General features: G+C 37.9%; 14 protein-coding genes. 1 reads left to right on the forward strand and 13 read right to left on the reverse strand.

Annotation, left to right across the window (positions count from 1 at the left end):
• Positions 1-46: 46 nt before the first annotated feature.
• From aspS to HBB17_RS04015, 11 genes are all read right to left on the reverse strand, one after another.
• Positions 47-1861 carry an aspartate--tRNA ligase gene (gene aspS / locus HBB17_RS03965; RefSeq protein ID WP_167955939.1) on the reverse strand — a complete coding sequence of 605 codons (1815 nt, stop codon included), beginning with the start codon at positions 1859-1861 and terminating at the stop codon, positions 47-49.
• Between the two features lie 87 nt (positions 1862-1948).
• Positions 1949-3202, reverse strand: a complete 1254-nt coding sequence (gene hisS, locus HBB17_RS03970) for a histidine--tRNA ligase (protein ID WP_167955941.1) — start codon at positions 3200-3202, stop codon at positions 1949-1951.
• Between the two features lie 138 nt (positions 3203-3340).
• Complete coding sequence (locus HBB17_RS03975; protein ID WP_238483669.1) at positions 3341-3982, reverse strand: HD-GYP domain-containing protein; 642 nt, start codon at positions 3980-3982, stop codon at positions 3341-3343.
• A gap of 37 nt (positions 3983-4019) precedes the next feature.
• Positions 4020-5474: a coproporphyrinogen dehydrogenase HemZ gene (gene hemZ, locus HBB17_RS03980; RefSeq protein WP_167955943.1), complete on the reverse strand. Its 1455-nt coding sequence runs from the start codon at positions 5472-5474 to the stop codon at positions 4020-4022.
• 169 nt (positions 5475-5643) lie between these two features.
• Positions 5644-6294: an MBL fold metallo-hydrolase gene (locus HBB17_RS03985; RefSeq protein WP_167955945.1), complete on the reverse strand. Its 651-nt coding sequence runs from the start codon at positions 6292-6294 to the stop codon at positions 5644-5646.
• 74 nt (positions 6295-6368) lie between these two features.
• The gene (locus tag HBB17_RS03990; protein ID WP_167955947.1) at positions 6369-8675 is read right to left on the reverse strand and encodes a RelA/SpoT family protein; all 2307 of its coding nucleotides are present in this window, start codon (positions 8673-8675) and stop codon (positions 6369-6371) included.
• A gap of 267 nt (positions 8676-8942) precedes the next feature.
• On the reverse strand, positions 8943-9467 hold the full coding sequence (locus HBB17_RS03995; protein WP_167955949.1) for an adenine phosphoribosyltransferase: 525 nt from the start codon (positions 9465-9467) through the stop codon (positions 8943-8945).
• 120 nt (positions 9468-9587) lie between these two features.
• Positions 9588-11363: a single-stranded-DNA-specific exonuclease RecJ gene (recJ, locus tag HBB17_RS04000; protein WP_167955951.1), complete on the reverse strand. Its 1776-nt coding sequence runs from the start codon at positions 11361-11363 to the stop codon at positions 9588-9590.
• 250 nt (positions 11364-11613) lie between these two features.
• The gene (locus HBB17_RS04005; protein ID WP_167955953.1) at positions 11614-12567 is read right to left on the reverse strand and encodes an LCP family protein; all 954 of its coding nucleotides are present in this window, start codon (positions 12565-12567) and stop codon (positions 11614-11616) included.
• A gap of 44 nt (positions 12568-12611) precedes the next feature.
• Complete coding sequence (locus tag HBB17_RS04010; protein ID WP_167955955.1) at positions 12612-13541, reverse strand: glycosyltransferase family 2 protein; 930 nt, start codon at positions 13539-13541, stop codon at positions 12612-12614.
• Positions 13542-13593: 52 nt separating this feature from the next.
• On the reverse strand, positions 13594-14577 hold the full coding sequence (locus HBB17_RS04015) for a glycosyltransferase (RefSeq protein ID WP_167955957.1): 984 nt from the start codon (positions 14575-14577) through the stop codon (positions 13594-13596).
• 387 nt (positions 14578-14964) lie between these two features.
• Between HBB17_RS04015 and HBB17_RS04020 the strand changes: the two genes are divergently transcribed.
• Positions 14965-16722, forward strand: a complete 1758-nt coding sequence (locus HBB17_RS04020; RefSeq protein ID WP_167955959.1) for a M3 family oligoendopeptidase — start codon at positions 14965-14967, stop codon at positions 16720-16722.
• Between the two features lie 273 nt (positions 16723-16995).
• On the opposite strand, the gene HBB17_RS04025 is transcribed toward HBB17_RS04020, so the two are convergent.
• Positions 16996-19596 carry a homocysteine S-methyltransferase family protein gene (locus HBB17_RS04025; RefSeq protein ID WP_167955961.1) on the reverse strand — a complete coding sequence of 867 codons (2601 nt, stop codon included), beginning with the start codon at positions 19594-19596 and terminating at the stop codon, positions 16996-16998.
• A gap of 19 nt (positions 19597-19615) precedes the next feature.
• Complete coding sequence (gene sdaAA, locus HBB17_RS04030; RefSeq protein ID WP_167955963.1) at positions 19616-20485, reverse strand: L-serine ammonia-lyase, iron-sulfur-dependent, subunit alpha; 870 nt, start codon at positions 20483-20485, stop codon at positions 19616-19618.
• Between the last annotated feature and the right edge of the window lie 2 nt (positions 20486-20487).

Raw genomic sequence — 20487 nt, forward strand, 5'->3', positions numbered from 1 at the left:
CCCCTACACAAAATATCCCTGTGTTGAGATCCTTCCTTCTCTTTATCTATTCTTGTGAATCCGCTGTTTCCGTCTCTTCCGTCTCTGAAACTTCAATTCCTAATTCCACTAACTGTTTTTCTTCTACGATATTTGGTGCATCTGTCATTAGACAAGAAGCATCTTTTACTTTAGGGAATGCGATTACATCACGGATGCTGTCTTCTTTTGCCATTAACATAACAAGACGATCTAATCCGTAAGCCAATCCAGCGTGAGGTGGTACTCCATATTTGAACGCATTTAATAAGAATCCGAAACGGTCGTACGCATCTTCTTTTGTGAAGCCTAATACTTCAAACATCTTCTCTTGAATATGGTTCTGGAAGATTCTAACACTACCACCACCGATTTCTGTACCATTTAATACGATATCATATGCTTTTGCTCGAACTTTGCCTGGATCCGTATCAAGCATATCAAGATCTTCTTCCATAGGCATTGTAAATGGGTGATGTTTTGCTACATATCTGCCCTGTTCTTTGGAGTACTCAAGAAGTGGGAACTCTGTTACCCATAAGAAGTTGTATTCGTTCTTATCAAGTAACCCAAGGTTCTTTCCAATTTCAAGTCGTAAGTTACCAAGAACATCAAATACGATATCGTCTTCATCTGCTGCAAATAATAATAAATCACCTGGTTTACCTTGCATCGCATCAACTAAATCTTTTAATTGTTCTTCTGTCATGAATTTAGCAAAACTTGATTTGTATGTTCCATCTTCATTAATTGAAAGATAAGCAAGACCTTTTGCACCAAATCCTTTTGCAAATTCAACCAATGCATCAATCTTCTTACGTGGCATTGCACCTTGCCCTTCTGCATTGATACCTCTTACTGAACCACCATTTTCTAATGCACCAGTAAATACACCAAATCCACAACCTTTTACAACATCGGAAACATTCTTTAGTTCCATACCAAAACGAAGATCTGGTTTATCAGAACCAAAACGGTCCATTGCTTCCGCATATGTCATACGACGAATTGGTAATTGTACATCTACACCAATGGTTTCTTTGAATAATTTCTGTAACAAACGCTCATTAACAGCAATTACGTCATCCACATCTACGAAAGATAATTCCATATCGATCTGTGTAAATTCTGGTTGACGATCTGCACGAAGATCTTCATCACGGAAACATTTTACGATTTGGAAGTAACGGTCATATCCAGAGCACATAAGTAACTGTTTAAATAACTGTGGAGATTGTGGCAATGCATAGAAGTTACCTGGATGAACACGGCTTGGTACCAAATAATCTCTCGCACCCTCTGGTGTACTCTTTGTAAGCATTGGCGTTTCAATTTCAAGAAATCCTTCGTCAGCAAGGAATTGTCTTGTTAAAGTAGCCACTTTACTTCTCATGATGAGGTTTCTTTGAAGATCTGGTCTTCTAAGATCTAAGTAACGATATTTTAAACGTAAGTCTTCTTTGGTATTGCTTTCCTCTTCAATTGGGAAAGGCGGTGTTTCCGCTTCTGATAAGATACGTAACTCTGTTGCACGAATCTCGATTTCTCCTGTAGCCATGTTCTCATTCACTGCTCCAGAACGAGCTTCCACTTTACCAACAACTGCGATAACGAATTCGCTTCTTAACTTTCCTGCTTTTTCAAAACCAGTTGTTCCAATATCATTCTCATCAAATACTATCTGAAGTAAACCAGAACGGTCTCTTAAATCTACAAATATTAAACTTCCAAGATTTCTTCTTTTTTGTACCCAACCCATTACGGTTACAATTTCACCAATATTGGCTTTGGATAATTCTGTACATCTGTGGGATCTATGAAGCCCACTCATTGATTCTGCCATGTTGTCATCCTCCATATTCATCTATGTTTCTATAAATGTTCTCTATAACGCAGTCTGTGTGTTCACATCTTCGCTTTGTATTCTTTCTTATTCGTTACATTGAAAATACGATGCAATTTTATCTAATTCTACTTCCACCTGTTCATGATTGTCCATGTTCTTGATGGTTGCCTTACCACAAGCAATTTCGTCTGCACCTATGATCACTGTATTCTTTGCACCAATCTTATTTGCGTACTTCATCTGTGCTTTAACGCTTCGATCCATATAGTCTGTTTCCACAACGACTCCAGCACTTCTAAGATTTTGAACAATACGATACGCTGCTGCTTTTGCCTCTTTACCAAGAATACCGATATATAATTCAGGTACCGTTTCTGGTTCTAATTCCACGCCTTCTTTTTCTAAGAAGTAGATGATTCGTTCAATTCCCATTCCAAAACCAACACTTGGAATATTCTGTTTTTCATCTATTTCATGAACAAGATTATCATATCTTCCGCCACCACATAAGGTGAAACCTTCTTCATTAACGAATTCAAACACTGTCTTTGTATAGTAATCTAATCCACGTACAATACCTGTATCGATTTCGTATGGAATATTCAATTCTGTTAATAGACTTTGTAATTCTTCAAAATGTTCTTTGCATTCCTCATCAAGATAATCAATTGTTCTTGGTGCATTCTTCACAATTTCTTTACAACTTGGAACTTTACAGTCAATGACACGAAGTGGATTCTTTGTCATTCTCTCTAAACAAGTTGGACATAACTGGTCTTTGTGTTGCTCTAGATATGCTAATAATGCATCATTGTATGTTTTACGGCAATTTGCACAACCAATACTGTTGATATGAAGCTTTGCATTCTTCAATCCAATCTCACGAATAAATGTTGTAATCAAGGTGATTAATTCTACTTCCGCTAATGGGCTCTTTGAACCAACGAATTCTACACCAAATTGATGATGTTGACGTAATCGTCCACTTTGTGGCTGTTCATAACGAAATGCTGGTGTTACATAAAATAACTTGGTTGGACCACTTTCTGCATAAAGATTATTCTCCAGGTACGCACGAATTGCTCCTGCTGTTCCTTCTGGTTTTAAGGTAATGCTTCTATTTCCTTTATCCTCGAAGGTATACATTTCTTTTTGTACAACATCTGTTGTTTCACCCACACCTCTTTGGAACAAAACGGTATGTTCAAACACGGGAGTGATAATCTCCTTGATGTTATATGTCTTACATAACTTTCTTGCCAATCCTTCTATGATCGTTCTCTTATGCATGTTGCTGCCATACCAGTCTTGTGTTCCCTTTGGTCTTTGTGTAATCATGGGACTCCTCCTTTTATCTATACTTTGTATGTAAGATACATACTATGATGTAAGGGTAAATGCATTTCCCTTATGCTATACGTATTGCTACGTGTTTTTTGCTCTTGATACCTTGCTACGTACAACGTTTTTGTTATACTATACAATTAACTTTAATTCTTCATGTTCCTTATTCTTCTCAATAATCTCTTTTACTTTCTCAAAGTCTTTGGAATGAACCAATTCTAAGAAAGCAAGGAACACTTCCATATCAAAGTTCTTTACTTCATCTATCATTAATTCCACTGCTGTCTCAATTTCAAATGCTTCCCTGTACGGGCGATCAGAAACAAGTGCTGCGAAGACATCACAGGTGCGAAGAATTCTAGCTCCTTTTGGGATGTCATATCCCTTTAGATTATCAGGATATCCGGAACCATCAAAATTCTCATGGTGGTGATAAATCGCCTCCAACATTCTTGGAGAAAAATCATACTCCATAAGTATATCATAACTGAACTTAGAATGCATCCGTACGTATTTCATCTCTTCTACCTGTAGAACATCTTTTTTTCGTCCATACAGATATTTACTCAATCGTAATTTACCTATATCATGTAGTACACCAGCAAGTCCAATCTCATAACAGAAATCTTCATCCATTCCTAACTTCTCTGCTATCAGTCTTGCCAAATTACTAACAATAATACCATGTCTTAATCCTTCCACTAGATCTTCATTCGCTATGTGTGCCATATCCTCACTACATTGAAGATCCTCTAACGTAAGAAAATCATCCATCTTTCGCACCTCTTTCTCCCCTCACGCAAATCTGCACCTACCGCAACTCGTCTGCATTATCAGAAAGTACTTTTTCTTTTCTTGCAATCATCTCATCCACTCTTGCAATATAATCCGTTACGCTTTTTACATTCTCTGCACGTTCAATTCGATACCCATCTGGAAAAACGAATTTGGAAGATGCCCCAGCACCAAGTGCTAGAATCGTTTGCTTTTCTTCCATAATCAGAATATTATAGATTCCTTCTTTTCCATCTTTTGCGTATCCAATGTTCTCAAGGTTTTCTGCCATATTTTTTTGTCTGTACAGATAATATGGATGATACTGTGCTTTCTTTGTATAGTCAAAACATAACTGTAACATACCAACTACATCTTTCGCCACTAGTCCCTGATACTTCTCTTTGTATATATTCAGATTTGCAGCTCGTTTAATCGCTAAAGTGTGTACGGTTAAGCTATCTGGTGAAAGTTGATCAATCTGGCGTAATGTTTCCGCTACATCATCAGGACATTCTCCTGGAATACCAATGATGATATCCATATTAATATTCTCATGTCCTTCTTCTCTCGCCATAACAAATGTATCTCGAATCTGTTCCACCGTGTGTTTTCTTCCAATCAGATCCAAGGTCTCTTGCTTCATCGTTTGTGGATTAATCGATATCCGACTTACTCCATATTTCTTCAAAATTCGAAGTTTCTCTCTTGTGATACTGTCCGGACGTCCCGCTTCAACTGTAAATTCTCGGACATACGTAAAATCGAATTCTTCCTTAATTCTTTTCAGTAAACGTTCCAATTGTTGCTCATTAAGCGTTGTTGGTGTACCACCACCAAGATAAACGGTCGTCAATCGTTTGCTTGGACAAGCGTTCTTTGCATAAGCAATTTCTTTGCACAACGCATCAAGATAATCGTCTACCAAATGTGCAAACTTTTGCACAGAATAAGACGCAAAGGAACAGTACAGGCAAGTGCTTGGACAAAATGGAATACCAATGTAGATGCTATACCCATTCTTATAATCAATCTCTTCTAATATGGCGTGTTCCCTTGTAACAATGTCCATACACAGATCCGTCTTTTCTTTGCTACATAGGTACTGCTCATACATGAATTGTTCAATCTGCCTAAGGTTTTCTCCATTTTCCAACTTCTCCATTGCCAGTTTCGTTGGTCGAATTCCTGTCAACGTTCCCCACTGTAGGGTTCTTCCTGTCACTTCCATCAGCACATGATAGAGTAGTCGTTTCAAGACATTTTTCTTCACTTTTCTTTCTTCTATCGGTACCATATCTGTTTTCGTTAAGATAGGTATTCCATCCTTAATGAATGAAATACCTATCTGTCTCTGCTCATACGATACTTCTAGTACCTGTGTGGCGATCTCTTGTGTTTCAAAAGTCACCTCTTCCTTCGGAAAGAATGCCTTCGTCAATGATTGGATATCATATTCAAAATCTATGTTTACTAATTTGATTTGTATCATAATAACTTCTTTCACTCATTCACCCATGCCTTCTACAAGGGTGTTCTTTCCCACATAATACATCAAGTAACAATCTTAATCATACAGTCTGTTCTTATGGTTTGCTCTTATGATTTGATCTTACTGTATTCCTATGATTTATTCTACAATTTATTACAAAGGATTGTCCTTACAACAATCCTTCCATATATGGATTATTCTTTCGCTCATAGCTCATGGTAGTTGTCTCTCCATGTCCTGGTAATACAACTGCTTCATCTGCTACCGATTCTAATTGATGACAAACGGAATGAATGATCTGACGCATGTTGCTTGTTGGAAGATCCGTACGTCCTACTGTCTCACGGAATAATGTATCTCCTGTAACTAGGATCTGCTCGTCCATAAAATAATAGCACATTCCACCCTTTGTATGTCCAGGTGTTGCTATTGCTTTGACCGTAAAGCCACCTAGTGTCAGAAGCTCTCCATCCTGCAGATAATGATTGGCATCACAGGTATAGGAAGCTCCATTAAAATCAACTGAAAGATTATATTCATCATTTATTAGGACTTCCCGTTCCTCAGCATTCGCATATACAGGAATCCCATACTCTTCCACTAGATCTTTTACTGCTAAGATGTGATCAAAATGTCCATGTGTCAACAAAATTGCAACTGGTTTACACTGTAATGACTGAATCTTATTCTCAATTTTTTCTTTTTCTCCACCTGGATCAACGATGATGCATTCTTTCGTTTCTTGGTTCACTAATGTATAGCAATTTGTCCGTACCGGACCAACTATACAGGTGATAACCTCCATTTTACCTGCTTTCATTTAATTGCTTACCCTGCTTTCTTCTTTTCCATAATACGTGTATTCCTATACACGATAACATATTCATTCGGTGATTAACCGGTTGTTCTCTCAATATCTAACACACTTTCAATATTTCGAATCTTACCAACAATAATCCGTAGCTGTTCAACACCATGAATCTCAAATGCTATATTGATGGTTGCCGTTCCCTGCTTACTGGTTCGTACGGTCATTGATGTCACATCGATCTTATTCTCGGTAAATACTTTTGATACATCAAGTAAAACACCGTTACGGTTATTCGCAAAAATCTTGATTTCTGCTGTATAAAGTTCCGATGGTCCTTTATCAGCAGAAGCTGCCCATTCCGCATCGATCAGACGAGCCCTGTCCTCTTCCGGTAGATTAATCACGTTGATACAATCTGTTCGATGAATGGAAACGCCTCGCCCTCTTGTAACAAATCCAACAATTTCATCTCCTGGTACAGGAGAACAACATTTTGAAAATCGTACAGCAACATCATGGATTCCTTCCACCACAATACCACTTCTCGATTTTGCTACAGTTGCTGGTTTATTATCTTTCACTTCTGATATCGTTTCTAAAACTTTTTCATCTGTGATTTCTTTCTTTTGTTTCTTTTTATATTCATCAATGAGTTTATTAACGATTTGCCCTTCTTTTAGACCGCCATGTCCAATCGCTGCATACACACTGTCCCAGTCACGGAACCCGTATTTTCTCATTGCCTTTTCTGTAAATTCTGTCTTCAGCAAATCACTTAATACAATGTTTTTCGTCTTACAATAGCTAGACATCATATCTTTTCCACGACTAATATTGTCTTCTTTTAATTCCGTCTTAAACCATTGATTAATTTTATTCTTCGCCTGTGTACTTTTTACAACACTCAACCAATCTCGACTTGGACCACGGGAATTTTGTGAAGTAATGATCTCGATACGGTCTCCATTTTGAATCTTATATTCAATCGGTACCAATTTTCCATTCACTCTAGCACCTACCATCTTATTCCCTACCGCACTATGAATACTATAGGCAAAGTCAATTGGTGTAGAGCCATTTGGTAAATTCTTCACATCTCCAGTTGGGGTAAAACAATACACACTCTCTGAAAATAAATCCAGATCACTTTTCAGCAAGCTTAAGAATTCCTTATTATCCGACATCTCTCGCTGCCATTCTAGAATCTGACGAAGCCAGGTTAATTTTGCCTCTTCATTATCCCTTGTATTCTTTCCATCTTGATTCTCTTTGTATTTCCAATGGGCAGCAATACCATACTCTGCTGTACGGTGCATCTCATACGTACGAATCTGCACTTCAAACGGTCTGCCTTCTGGACCAATTAAGGTCGTATGCAAAGACTGATACATATTGGCTTTTGGCATTGCTATATAATCTTTGAATCTTCCAGGAATCGGCTTATACATCTCGTGAATCACACCAAGTGCAGCATAGCAGTCCTTTACCGTCTCAACAATGATTCGAACTGCAAACAAGTCATAAATCTGTTCTAACGTCTTATTCTGATTCACCATCTTCTTATAGATGCTAAAGAAATGCTTTACACGTCCATCAATCTTAGCATCAATATTGGCTGTCTTAATATGATTCTTAACTTCCGATACGATATCCCGAATAAAAGATTCTCTTTCACTCTTTTTAGAAGCAATCTTTTCAATCAATCCTTGATAAACTTCCGGTTCTAGGTATTTTAAAGATAAGTCATCTAGTTCTACCTTAATCTTAGATATACCAAGACGCTGTGCAATAGGTGCGTAGATATCCATGGTTTCTCTGGCTTTTTCTTTTTGCTTTTCTGGCTTCATATACTGCAATGTACGCATATTATGAAGTCGATCCGCCAATTTGATCAAAATTACACGAATATCTTTTGCCATAGCAAGAAACATCTTCCGTAGATTTTCTGCTTGAATCTCCACTTTATCCTTCGAATAGTTCAACTGTGTCAGTTTCGTAACACCATCTACTAACAGGGCAACTTCATCACTGAATTGTTCTGAAATCTGTTCTGTTGTCAAAACGGTATCTTCCACAACATCATGCAAAATTCCCGATACAATGGTTTCTTTATCCAATTCTAATTCTGCTAATATGATTGCTACACATAAGGGATGGATAATATAGGGCTCACCTGATTTTCTTTTTTGATCCTTGTGTGCATTATAAGCTAAGTTATAAGCCTTTTCAATCATGGAGATATCCGCAGAAGGGTGATATCCATGTATTGTTTGAATTAATTTGTCATACAATACCTCAGGCGACGTAAAATCAGCAGGAGCTGTAATATCAGAGAAATCATCATTTACAACAGTATTATTGGTATTCTCTTGTCCTTGTTTCCTATCCATGAAATCACCACCTATCCTCGCATCTATCTTTCACTATTGTTTTATGTTAAATAATTATAAAGAAAAGAGTACAAAAAATCAATAAAATAATAGAATTATGTCACAAGTCCTGTTTGTGTTTGCTTAGCCCCATTCCTAGAAACACTGCGTGTTTGCTCCGAACAGTATACTTCTTTGTAAAAAAAACAATTCCTACCAGTTATTTCTTATGATAAGCCTTTATAGCTCATCTTATTCCAACAACTGTTAGAAATTGTTTCTAAAAAATTATTTTCCTTCGTACTTAATCACTGATACAACATCATAACCAGCTAATTTCTTTCTTCCTTCTAAACCTTCTAATTCCATTAAGAAAGCAATACGTACGACTTCTCCACCTAATTGCTCAACTAATTTCACAATCGCTTCAATCGTACCACCAGTTGCAATCAAGTCATCGATAATAACAACTTTTTGTCCTGGTTTGATAGCATCTTTGTGTAGCTCAATTGTAGCAGAACCGTATTCCAGATCGTATTCCATCTCTACCGTTTCACGAGGTAATTTTCCTTTCTTTCTTACAGGAACAAATGCTTTGTTCAAGTTATAAGCAACAGGAACACCAAAGATAAATCCTCTTGACTCTGGTCCAATCACTACATCGAAGTCAACACCTTTTAATTCTTCCATAATTGAATCAATGGCTAACTTAAGACCGTCTGGATCTTGCAATACACTTGTTACATCTCTAAAAATAATACCCTCTTCTGGGAAGTCCTTTATGCTTACTACATAATCCTCTAATTTTTTCATGTATGTCCTCCGTTTTTTACATAACACGTTCTTTTTCAACAATATATTATTATAGCACTGCCGTTCCCTATTGGCAACCCAAAACATTTACCCCAATAGACCGCTTTCCTATTTTTCATCCTATTGTATTCCCTGAATAATGATTTGTGGTGTCTTCATTCCATTGTATTCGTTAATATTTGGATAATAGACTACCGATAAACGTATAGAATTTGGCACGCCCCGATACATCTTATTTACTTCATTATTGCCATATTTCTCACTGAGATATTCATTAAAATGATCAATTTGATTAAAGTACAGGGCATCCATACATTTTCCGTATTGGTTTTCTACTTTTAATTTCAATGTATTGCGATTCTTTCCAAGAATATCTGCCTTCTTCACTACCAAATTTCTTTCCGCAAATACAGGTTTTTCATTTCCCTTACCAAAAGGTTCTAATAACTCCAATTCTTCCACTAGATCTTCTTTCACATAACCAAGTGGCAGCAATACATCAATAGAAACTTTATTAATCAGATCTTCTTCTGTTAATTGCGTCGTTTCATTTAAAGCTTGCCGTAATGGTTCGATGTTCTCCTCTTTAAGAGATAGCCCTGCTGCCATAGGATGACCACCAAACTTATCTAAGTATTGTTTGCATGTAGTTAGTTCTTCAAACATGTTATATTGTTCAATGGATCTAGCAGAACCCTTTACCCCTTCTAAGGCTTTCGTCAACACAATTGCCGGTTTATGATAACGTTCTCTTATACGTCCCGCAATTATTCCTGCAAGACTTTCATGACATTCTGGTAGATAAACCACCAAAACCTTATCCTTTATTAAGGAAGTTGTTTCAATCTGCTCGATCGCTTCTTCAACACCTCTGGCTGTCATATCTTTTCGCTTATCATTCAGTTCTTTGATTGCTACGGCCTTTCTCCTTGCTTCTTCCCGATTTTTCTCTAACAGTAATTCCAATCCAATCTTCGCTGTTTCCAACCGTCCAGATGCATTGAGACATGGACCAATGATAAATCCAAGGTGATATGCTGATAATCGAAATGTATTGATTTGGTGAAGTTCCATTAATGCTTCCAACCCTTGGTTTTCTGTATTCTTTAATAACTCTAGCCCATACTTAACAATCGCACGGTTTTCATCCACCAAATCCATTACATCACACACTGTGGCAATTGCTGCATAAGCTAACAATCTCTTGGTTTCCACTTTTTCAATACCAAATCGTTCATATAGTACTTCAATCAATTTATATGCAACAACTGCTCCGCAGATGTTGGGGAATGGATAGGAACATGCTTGTTGTTTGGGATTCACCACCGCATCTGCATGAGGTAACACTTCTTCTCTTCCATTCTCCGTCTCAACAAATGGAATATCATGATGATCCGTTACGATCACCGTCATATTCTCTTCCTTTGCATACCGTACCTGTTCTACTGCTGCAATTCCATTATCACAGGTGATGATCGTATCAACCTGGTCTTCTTTCGCTGCTTTTATAATATTAATATTGATCCCGTACCCATCTTTCATACGTTCCGGAATCTCATAGTCTACATTAGCTCCCACTCGCTGCAAGGCAGTATAGAGTAGGTATGTCGATACAACACCATCCACATCATAATCACCAACGATCCGTATTCTGGCATTCTGGTTAATCTTCTCTTCTAACAGTTCACATGCGAAATCCACATCTTTGAGTAGATGTGGATCATGCATGCAGTCTGTATTCGAATGAATGAAATCCTGTATCTCTTTTTGGGAAGTAAGTCCACGGTTTACAAGTAACCGTGCCAAAACCTCGCTAATATGATTATCCTGAGCAATCTTCGTAAAATCTTCCTTTTTATTTTTTAGAAACCATTTTTCCAATTTACTTATCTCCATCTATGTTTCGTATCAATGTTTCCTCTAATATGTTTCCTCTATTTATAAATCTCTTATAGCCAATAGCCACCTTATTTTCTCATATAGGTGTGTATTAATTCCATTATATTTCAACCAAATATATATGAATTACTCAAACTTGACACTTCAAAATTCACCTCAGAGTAGGTGGTTGCTATATTCTTGGTAATTAAGTTGTGTACTTTGCAGCTTTCATACAAAAAATCGAAATTTAAATGCAAAGTTCGCCTTAATTAAATATAAAATCCTGCAAAGCATTTACATTTGTTTGTAAATCTGGTATCAACACAGCCATATTGTTAATTCGTCTCTGCGTATAAGAGTCATCTATTGGAATTCGGAATTGATGGATCTCTGTGGTACCTAACATAAGAACAGATTCCATATAAGACATAATCTGATCATTGGTCAAATCCGTAGATATACTTGGTATAATCTCATTTGCCAGATCAATCAGTTCTGTAAGTGACATGGATTTTGCCTCCGTAAAGATCGCTTGTAAAACCTTTCGTTGTCGTCCCGTTCTTCCAAAGTCCCCCTGCCCATCCTGTCGAATTCTTGTATACGCCAATGCCTGTGTTCCATTCATCACATTCATTCCCGGCTTTAATTTTAACACAGAACCTTTCTTATAGGCAGTCGTTAGATATTGGTATTCTTCATCCGTTAGCGTGATTTTAACACCACCTATGGTATTGATTACCTTCTTAAATGCAGAGAAATCTACTACTGCATATCCATCTAATCGAATTCCAAAATTAGTTGCAATCGTTTCATACATCAAGCTTACTCCTCCAAAGGAATATGCCGCATTAAAACGATTTTCTCCATATCCTGGTATTGTCAGATACATATCACGCATCAATGATGTTAATTTTAATTTTTTATGTTTTAAGTCTAATGTTGCAATCATCGCAGAATCCGACCGACCTGTCTGTGTCCAGGAAGCTCTCTTATCACTTCCCACTAGTAGTATATTGATGATTCGATCATCTTCCACCAGATTCACATCTTCTAAATCCACAGATGCAAGTGTTACGCCGTCTTCTCGATTTAATCCATCTAACATTCCATATACTTTAATCTTCGCTTCTGCAAGCAGAAAACCTGCTGTTGCTGATAAAAGAAGCAAGAAGATCATGATATATTTATAGAACAATCTCTTTCTTTGTTTCTTAGTCATGTAACGATCCCCCTGATATTCTAAAGCCCTGCTTATTCAAAAAACTAGATTATAAGGAATAAACCAAGATTCCTTGGTAATCCTGATTTCAGATATCCATAACGACATATGGCATAACGACGATAGAACCAGTTGTTTTTATTTAGCTCCACAAATCGTTTAACACACTCTCTTTGCTTCTCCGTCATCTGATCATGATAAATTAGGAGTAATTCTGATGCCTGCTCCCTTATAGATGCAATTGCTTCTTTTTGTTGCTGCAGGTTTGCAAGACGTTTTTTAATATAGGAAGCGTATTCTTGATTACCAACTACATTCCCTGTATGTTGGCGATATAGCATCGTTGGTTCTTCCAAATATCCAATTTTACCAAAGGTCGCAGCTACTAGAGCAATCCACCAATCATGCATTCTCGCATGCTCTGGAATCACTTCAATCTTTTTGCACAAAGCCCGATTCATCATCATTGTACAACCATTTAGCTTATTTTCCATCAGCAAATGAGGCAAGTCCAGTTTTTCCGTATTCAGATGATTGGATCGATGAAATGATAAATGGAGCAGCGAAAGATTCTCATCCACCACTGCTGCATCGGTAAATACAGCTAAAGGGGTATCCTTCCCATAGCTTTCCTCCATCTTCTTCATCTTCTCCAGTGTAAGTTGGATTTTATCTCGGTTCCAGTGATCATCCTGATCACTGAACATTACATACTCTTCTGTACTTTGTCTTAAACCTTCTAGAAAGTTTTTAGCACAACCTTTGTTGCTCTCATTTCTAATATAATGAAAACGTTCCCCATATTTTTCAAATAAGGTTGCGCTAATATGTTCCATTCCTTCGATATTTCCCTTTTCTTTTGTATCATCATAAACCGTTACTTTAATATCGGTATACGTGTTTTTCATAATAGAGTCAACCTGTTCACCGATATACTTCTCGCCATTATAGGCTGCCATAATGATTTCTATCATTCCCGTACCTAACCCTTTCTCTTTGCTATTCCATATCCTTGTGGGATATCCCCTAATTCACTTGCTTGTCCCAATATGATTTATTCATACTAAACCGTTTTCTAGTCTTTTTGGATAATTTTTCATATCGCAGCCCTGCTTTGTAACCAAGGAACTTAAATCCACTTTGTAGAACCAGATCAGGGATCAGGTATGCTTTTTTCTTCTTAATCAGATGTTTCATCGTTTTCTTTACTAGGGCAATTCCCTCTGATTCTGACTTAATATTCTCAAATATTTCTCGATATTGTCTTTGAGAAACCCCAAGGTCAAAGTTCCGAGTGAACTGCTGTCGATACGTATATTTGTGTGAATGGATCACACAAGCATTAGAAGCATATTCAATTTGATAGCCGCTTTGAATCACCTTCGATGCAAAGATCATATCTTCATTAAAAATTGTCTGTGTAACAAATCCACCTAACTTTTCATAAACTTCTCTCTTATACGCAGCACACACATTGGAACAGAAATACGTTTTGATTCCTAGCCGTTCCAAATCTTCTTTTCCTTTTCTTACATTTACATCTGGATAATTAAAGGTACGTGTATATCGTTCAATTTCACCCGCCTGGTCATTCGCAAGCTGTCTGGCATACGTAACCGCCACCCGTTCTTCTTTCAAAGGTTTTACCAGGTTCTCAATCAGTCTTTCGTCAAGTGGCATTGCATCCTGGGTTAAGAACATAAGTATATCGGCTTTCGACAAACTTGCCGCATAGTTTCTTGTTCCACCATGATCAAACTCTGTCCTTGTTATATGACGAACTTCTACCAAATCAAGACCTCTACATACCTCTTCATAGCGCGCTTTATTAAAATACTGCTCTTCTGTATTCATAATGAAAATTTTATTCAGATTGATCTGGTCTTGTTCTTTCGCTTCCTTGGCTATACGTACAGTCTGATGCAGTAACTTATCCAATAATACATAAAATTGCTCATTTGGATGATACGTTGGTATAATAATATCAACCGACAATTTTAATTTGTCCATCTTTATTCCTCTCTTTACCTAACAAATAGGATTCCATAGCTCTCGTAATACGAAATTATTGATTTCCTTCCTAATGGAATTACTTTCACATATTTAATAGGTCATGTTATCTTTATACTATTTTTACCCTTGTATCATAGTATCACACAACGAATTAGCTGACAATAATAATTATAGGAATTGAATGCATTTACTATTAAAAACTCCTTTGCTATAATGAGATAGGAAGTGTTACTTCCGATACATACAAGTGCATTGTTTAACTTGTCTATGCATCTTGATGAAAGGGTACTAATTTAAAGAAAGGATTAAGTCAGACACGTAACTTTCACCCTTTGTGTCTGCGGTTCCTAATGATTCCGTTCATTATGAACCTTGGTATATGCTATGAATACAGAATGGTCACTTGATGTCCTTTACAAAGGATATGATGATCCTGCTTATCAACAGGATCTTAAGAATTTTGATACGTTAGCAGTAGAATTTCATGACTTAGCAGAAAGCCTTGGAAATGCTTCTAACAAAGAAACTGTAAAACAATACATTGCTATCATGGAAAGATTTAATCTTCTCCTAATAAAGCTCTACAATTATACAAGTCTTCGGGAATCAACGAATACGACAGATAGTGAAACCTCCTCTTACTTAAACCAGTTACAAGTTAAGATGAGTGCTACTTCCAAAGATTCTGCCAAATTAGATAAATACATCGCAACACTACCAGACCTTGATGAAATTGTTGCTTCCGATGATTCCTTAAAAGAATATACCTTCTTATTCCATCGTTTAAAAGAACGTGCTACTCATATGTTAAGTGATGATGTAGAGGAAGTAATTGCAAAACTAAATCTCTCCGCAGGTTCTGCTTGGAGTTCCATGCAACAGTATCTTACTTCTACAGTAGAAGTAGACTACAAAGGTGAAAAAACAACCTTATCTGCAATCCGTAACTTAGCTTACAGCAAAGATAAAGCCGTAAGAAAAGAAGCTTACGAAGCAGAAATCGCCTGCTATGACAAGATCAAAGATGCGGTTAGTTTTTCCTTGAACAACATCAAATCACAAGTAAATACCATAAGCGAGCTTCGTGGCTATGAATCTCCTCTTGCATTGACTCTTGATCAAGCTTGTATGAAAAAGGAAACCTTATCTGCCATGTTGACAGCAATGAAAGAATACATGCCAAAATTCCATGAATATCTTAAGAGAAAAGCAACTGTTCTTGGATATGCAAACGGACTTCCTTGGTATGAATTGTTTGCTCCACTTGGTGAAAGCCATGAGGAGTACACTCCTGAATCTGCAAAAGCTTATTTGATCAAACACTTCCGTAACTTTGCAGATGATTTGGCGGATATGGTAGAAGAAGCCTTTGATAATAGTTGGATTGATTTCTTCCCTCGTAAAGGAAAAGTTGGTGGCGCTTTCTGTGCCGGCCTTCCTTATGTAAAGCAAAGCCGTGTCTTAACGAACTTTGATGGTTCATTTAGTGATGTCGTTACGCTTGCCCATGAACTTGGTCATGCTTACCACAATTTACAAATTCAAGATCACCATGTATTAAACTACATGGATTACTCCATGCCAGTTGCAGAAACTGCATCCACTTTCAATGAAAATGTTATTATGAATGCAGCCATTAACGAAGCTACTGGTACAGATAAACTTATCCTAATTGAAAGTCAGTTACAAGATACAACACAGATTATCTGTGATATCTATTCCCGTTTCTTATTCGAAAGTGCTGTTTTCGAAAAACGGAAGAGCGAATTCTTATTCAGTGCGGATCTTGAAAAGATCATGATCGATGCACAAAAACAAGCATTTGGCGATTCCCTAGAAGAAGCAACCCTTCATCCATATATGTGGGTCAACAAGAGCCATTACTACTCAGAAGAAGTTAGTTTCTACAACTTCCCATATGCTTTCGGTGGTCTTTTTGCTCGTGGTCTTTATGCAATGTACCAAAAAGAAGGCAGCGCATTCGTACCCAAATATCGTGCTTTATTAAAAGCGACTACGGTTAGTTCCGTAGAAGATGTTGCAAAGATGGCTGGTATTGATCTTACAAAACCGGACTTCTGGAGACAAAGCTTACAAAGCTATTCGGATGAGATTGATCAATTCTTGGAATTGACGAAGTAATTTGGGGTAACAAGGTCTCAAGTAAACTTGGACTTTGGCTCGTTGCTCGCGTAAATAATAAAGGGTGATAACGGATTGTTTGTTTTTCCGCTATCACCCTTATTTATCAATAATTTATCTCTACATGAATCATTGATCTATTCTATTCTTTTCTTTCTCTGCTTTCACATTCTCTTTATATATGTCATAAATTCATACGCAGATGTATTCCTTATCTGAACAATTTCTTTCTTATATTTCAATGATATGATAAAGCAAGGAACAAAAGCTCGATCATGAAATTGCCAATAACCGTTTCACCACGCGAACCGCATCCTGTGCATCTGTCGAATAGCCATCTGCATGAATCTCATCTGCATAACTTTGGGTAATTACGGCACCGCCAATGATGACCTTTGCACGAAGTCCAGCTTTCTTGTTTGCCTGTACCACCTTCTTCATCTCTAACATGGTTGTGGTCATTAATGCGGATAACGCAATGATATCTGCGTCCTTCTCTTTTGCCGTCTCAATGATCTTCTCACATGGTACATCTTTTCCAAGATCAATCACTTCAAATCCATAGTTTTTCAACATTAAGGCAACCAGGTTTTTACCAATATCATGGATATCCCCTTGCACCGTTGCTATAACGATTGTACCAAGTTTCTGACTGGATTTTTCACTCTGTAACAATGGTTCTAGATAGTCAATTGCCATCTTCATCGTTTCTGCACTACCAATCAACTGTGGAAGGAAGTAGATCTGTTTGTCAAATAATCTTCCCACTTCATTAATCGCTGGAATCAGCATCTGGTCAACGATACTCGCTGGTTTTTCTCCCTGTGTTACCATTTCTTTAACGTGATCGATAATTCCTTTTCGATTCCCCTTGATTACGTCCGTATAGATAATAGAAGTAGGTGCATCTGCTTGCTTATCTTTGTTACCAGTATTCGTATCGGTTCCATTTATGAGACCACTTGAAACACTATTCATCATAGGAGATGATACGCTGCTTGTGCTACCGTTTGCTATCTGATCCTTAGTCTGGTCTGTTTGTGCTGTCTGCGAACCTCCCACTTTATTCGCACCTGCTTGTGCCGTACTAGTTATGGTCATTGGTCGTGATGTAACACGGGTAATGTATCGTAGATCAGCCTCTTCCTTATTACATAGTAAGTCTGTAGCAAAGGCAGTATTAACTAGTAGATCTTGTGATGGGTTCGCAATTGCCATCGTCAAACCTTCATGAATGGCTAATGCTAGGAATGTACTGTTTACAAACTGTCTCTCTGGAAGTCCAAAGGAAATATTGGATAATCCAACGATCGTTGCTAACTGTAATTCCTTCTTACAGTAACGAATGGTTTCTAGTGTTTCTATGGCTGCTCTCTTATTGGCTCCAATGGTGTTCACCAAACCATCGACAATAATATCTTCCTTCGTTAATCCCTGTGCATATGCTGCATCTGTAATGGTGTGAATAATAGATTTCTTCTCTTCGATATCTTTCGGTAAACCTTTGTCAGATAATGGAAGTAGAATGAACATTGCACCATATTTCTTCGCAAGTGGAATCAACTTCTCGAATTTCTCCTTTTCCAAAGAGATGGAGTTAATCAATGCACGTCCTGGATAGATTCGAAGTGCAGCTTCAATAACCGATACATGGCTAGAGTCAATACAAAGCGGCAGACTACTCACTTGAGAAAGTTCATACACCACTTCTATCATTCTCTCTTTTTCATCAATTCCGTTCATTCCCATATTCACATCAAGAATAGAGGCACCATTTTCCTCCTGCTCTTGCGCCATTTCCGTTACCAAATCTAGTTTTCCTGCACGTAATTCTTCCTGTAACTTTTTCTTTCCTGTTGGATTGATTCGTTCTCCTACGATTAAGAATTTACCGTCTAGATCAATCTCTACCGTTTTCCGTTCCGTTGATAAAGCCCGAACTTTTGGATTCCAAGTTAAATCAGGTGTTATCTCTTCCACTTGCAACGCAAGTTCTCGAATATGATCTGGTGTTGTTCCACAACAACCACCCACGATCATGGCACCATCTTTTACTAAACCAGCAACTTGTAAACCAAATTCTTCTGCCCCAAGATTGAATACCGTTTCTCCTTCTACTAAAACAGGAAGCCCCGCATTTGGTTTTGCTATGATTGGCACACTTGTATAGTTCCTCATGGTCATGACCACATCACGCATCTGGTCAGGACCAGTGGAGCAATTCACACCAATGGCTGCGGCACCCAAATTTTGGAGAACGGTCACGGCAGTTCTTGCATCCGTTCCATACATGGTATGACCATCTTCATTAAATGTCATCGTTACCATTACAGGGAGGTCACAAGTTTCCTTGGCAGCTAATAAGGCAGCACGACATTCCTGTAAGCTCATCATGGTTTCAACCACAATCAGGTCAACGCCTGCTTTCACAAGGCATCGAATCTGCTCTTTATAAACGTCCACCAATTCTTCAAACAACAAAGTACCAATCGGATACAATTGTTGCCCTGTCATGGTTAAATCACCCGCTACGTAAACACTTTTTTCCTGTAACGAAGGATTTTCTTGCTTTGCCTGTTTTATTGCCTGCTTGGATAAGGCAACTAGAGCTGTATTCATCTGAACCAGATTTTCTTCTAATCCATATTCCTCCAACTTAATACGGTTTGCTGTAAATGTTGGACTATAGAGGATATCTGTTCCTGCCAGAACATACTCCTTCTGTAATCCCACCAATGCCTCTGGATTTTTTAAGATCCAGTCTTCTGGACAAACACCTGTTGGCATACCTGCTTTTTGCAGATTGCTTCCTGTTGCTCCATCTAATAGAACGATTTTGGAGCGGCATAACGATAGAAATTCCTCTTGATTCATACTGTTCCTCCCTGTTTTATCAACCGAAGATCGTTTCTTTGATCTCCATTGCTTTTGGTGTTGCTGCCAATCCCCCTAGGGCAGTTTCTTTTAATTCACATGGTAATTGTTTTCCTACTCGATACATGGCTTCCACTACTTGATCTGCTGGAACAAGACACTCCATACCCGCAAGTGCCATATCGGCACAGATGATCGCATTAACTGCTTGGGAAGCATTTCTCTGAGCACATGGCACTTGAACCAACCCTGCAATTGGATCACATACCAACCCCATTACGTTGATTAATACCAAAGAAAATGCATCCAGTGCCATCTTCGCGTCACCGCCAACCATTTCCACCGCTGCTGCGGCTGCCATAGCTGCTGCCACGCCACATTCCGCCTGACAACCACCTTCCGCACCTGCTACTGTTGCATTCTTCACAACGATTGCACCCACTCCAGAAGCCGTTAATAGGCCTTGTAAAACTTCTTGTTCTGAGAGATTCCATTCTTCCTTCACGCTGATCAATACAGCAGGAAGGATTCCACAGGAACCTGCGGTTGGTGCCGCACAGATCTTACCCATGGCTACATTAACCTCACTAGAGGATAAGGCTAATGCCATCACATGATTTAATAGCTTACCACTTAACGTCTTTTTTGACTTTCCATATTGATCTTGCTGAAAAGCTAGTCCATTGATCAAACTACCTTTCACATGAAGCTTCGTATCAACTGCCTTATGAGCAGAAGCTTCCATTACTTTATATCGTCTTCTCAGATTTTCGAATACATCTTCATCCTTCATCTGCGATAATTTCTTTTCATTTTCCAAAATTACTTTCCACAAAGGAACTTGGTTTTTTGTTGCTAGTTCCAACAATTCTTGTAAATTATGATACATAT

Source organism: Anaerosporobacter faecicola, assembly GCF_012070565.1.
Lineage (GTDB): Bacteria > Bacillota > Clostridia > Lachnospirales > Lachnospiraceae > Anaerosporobacter > Anaerosporobacter faecicola.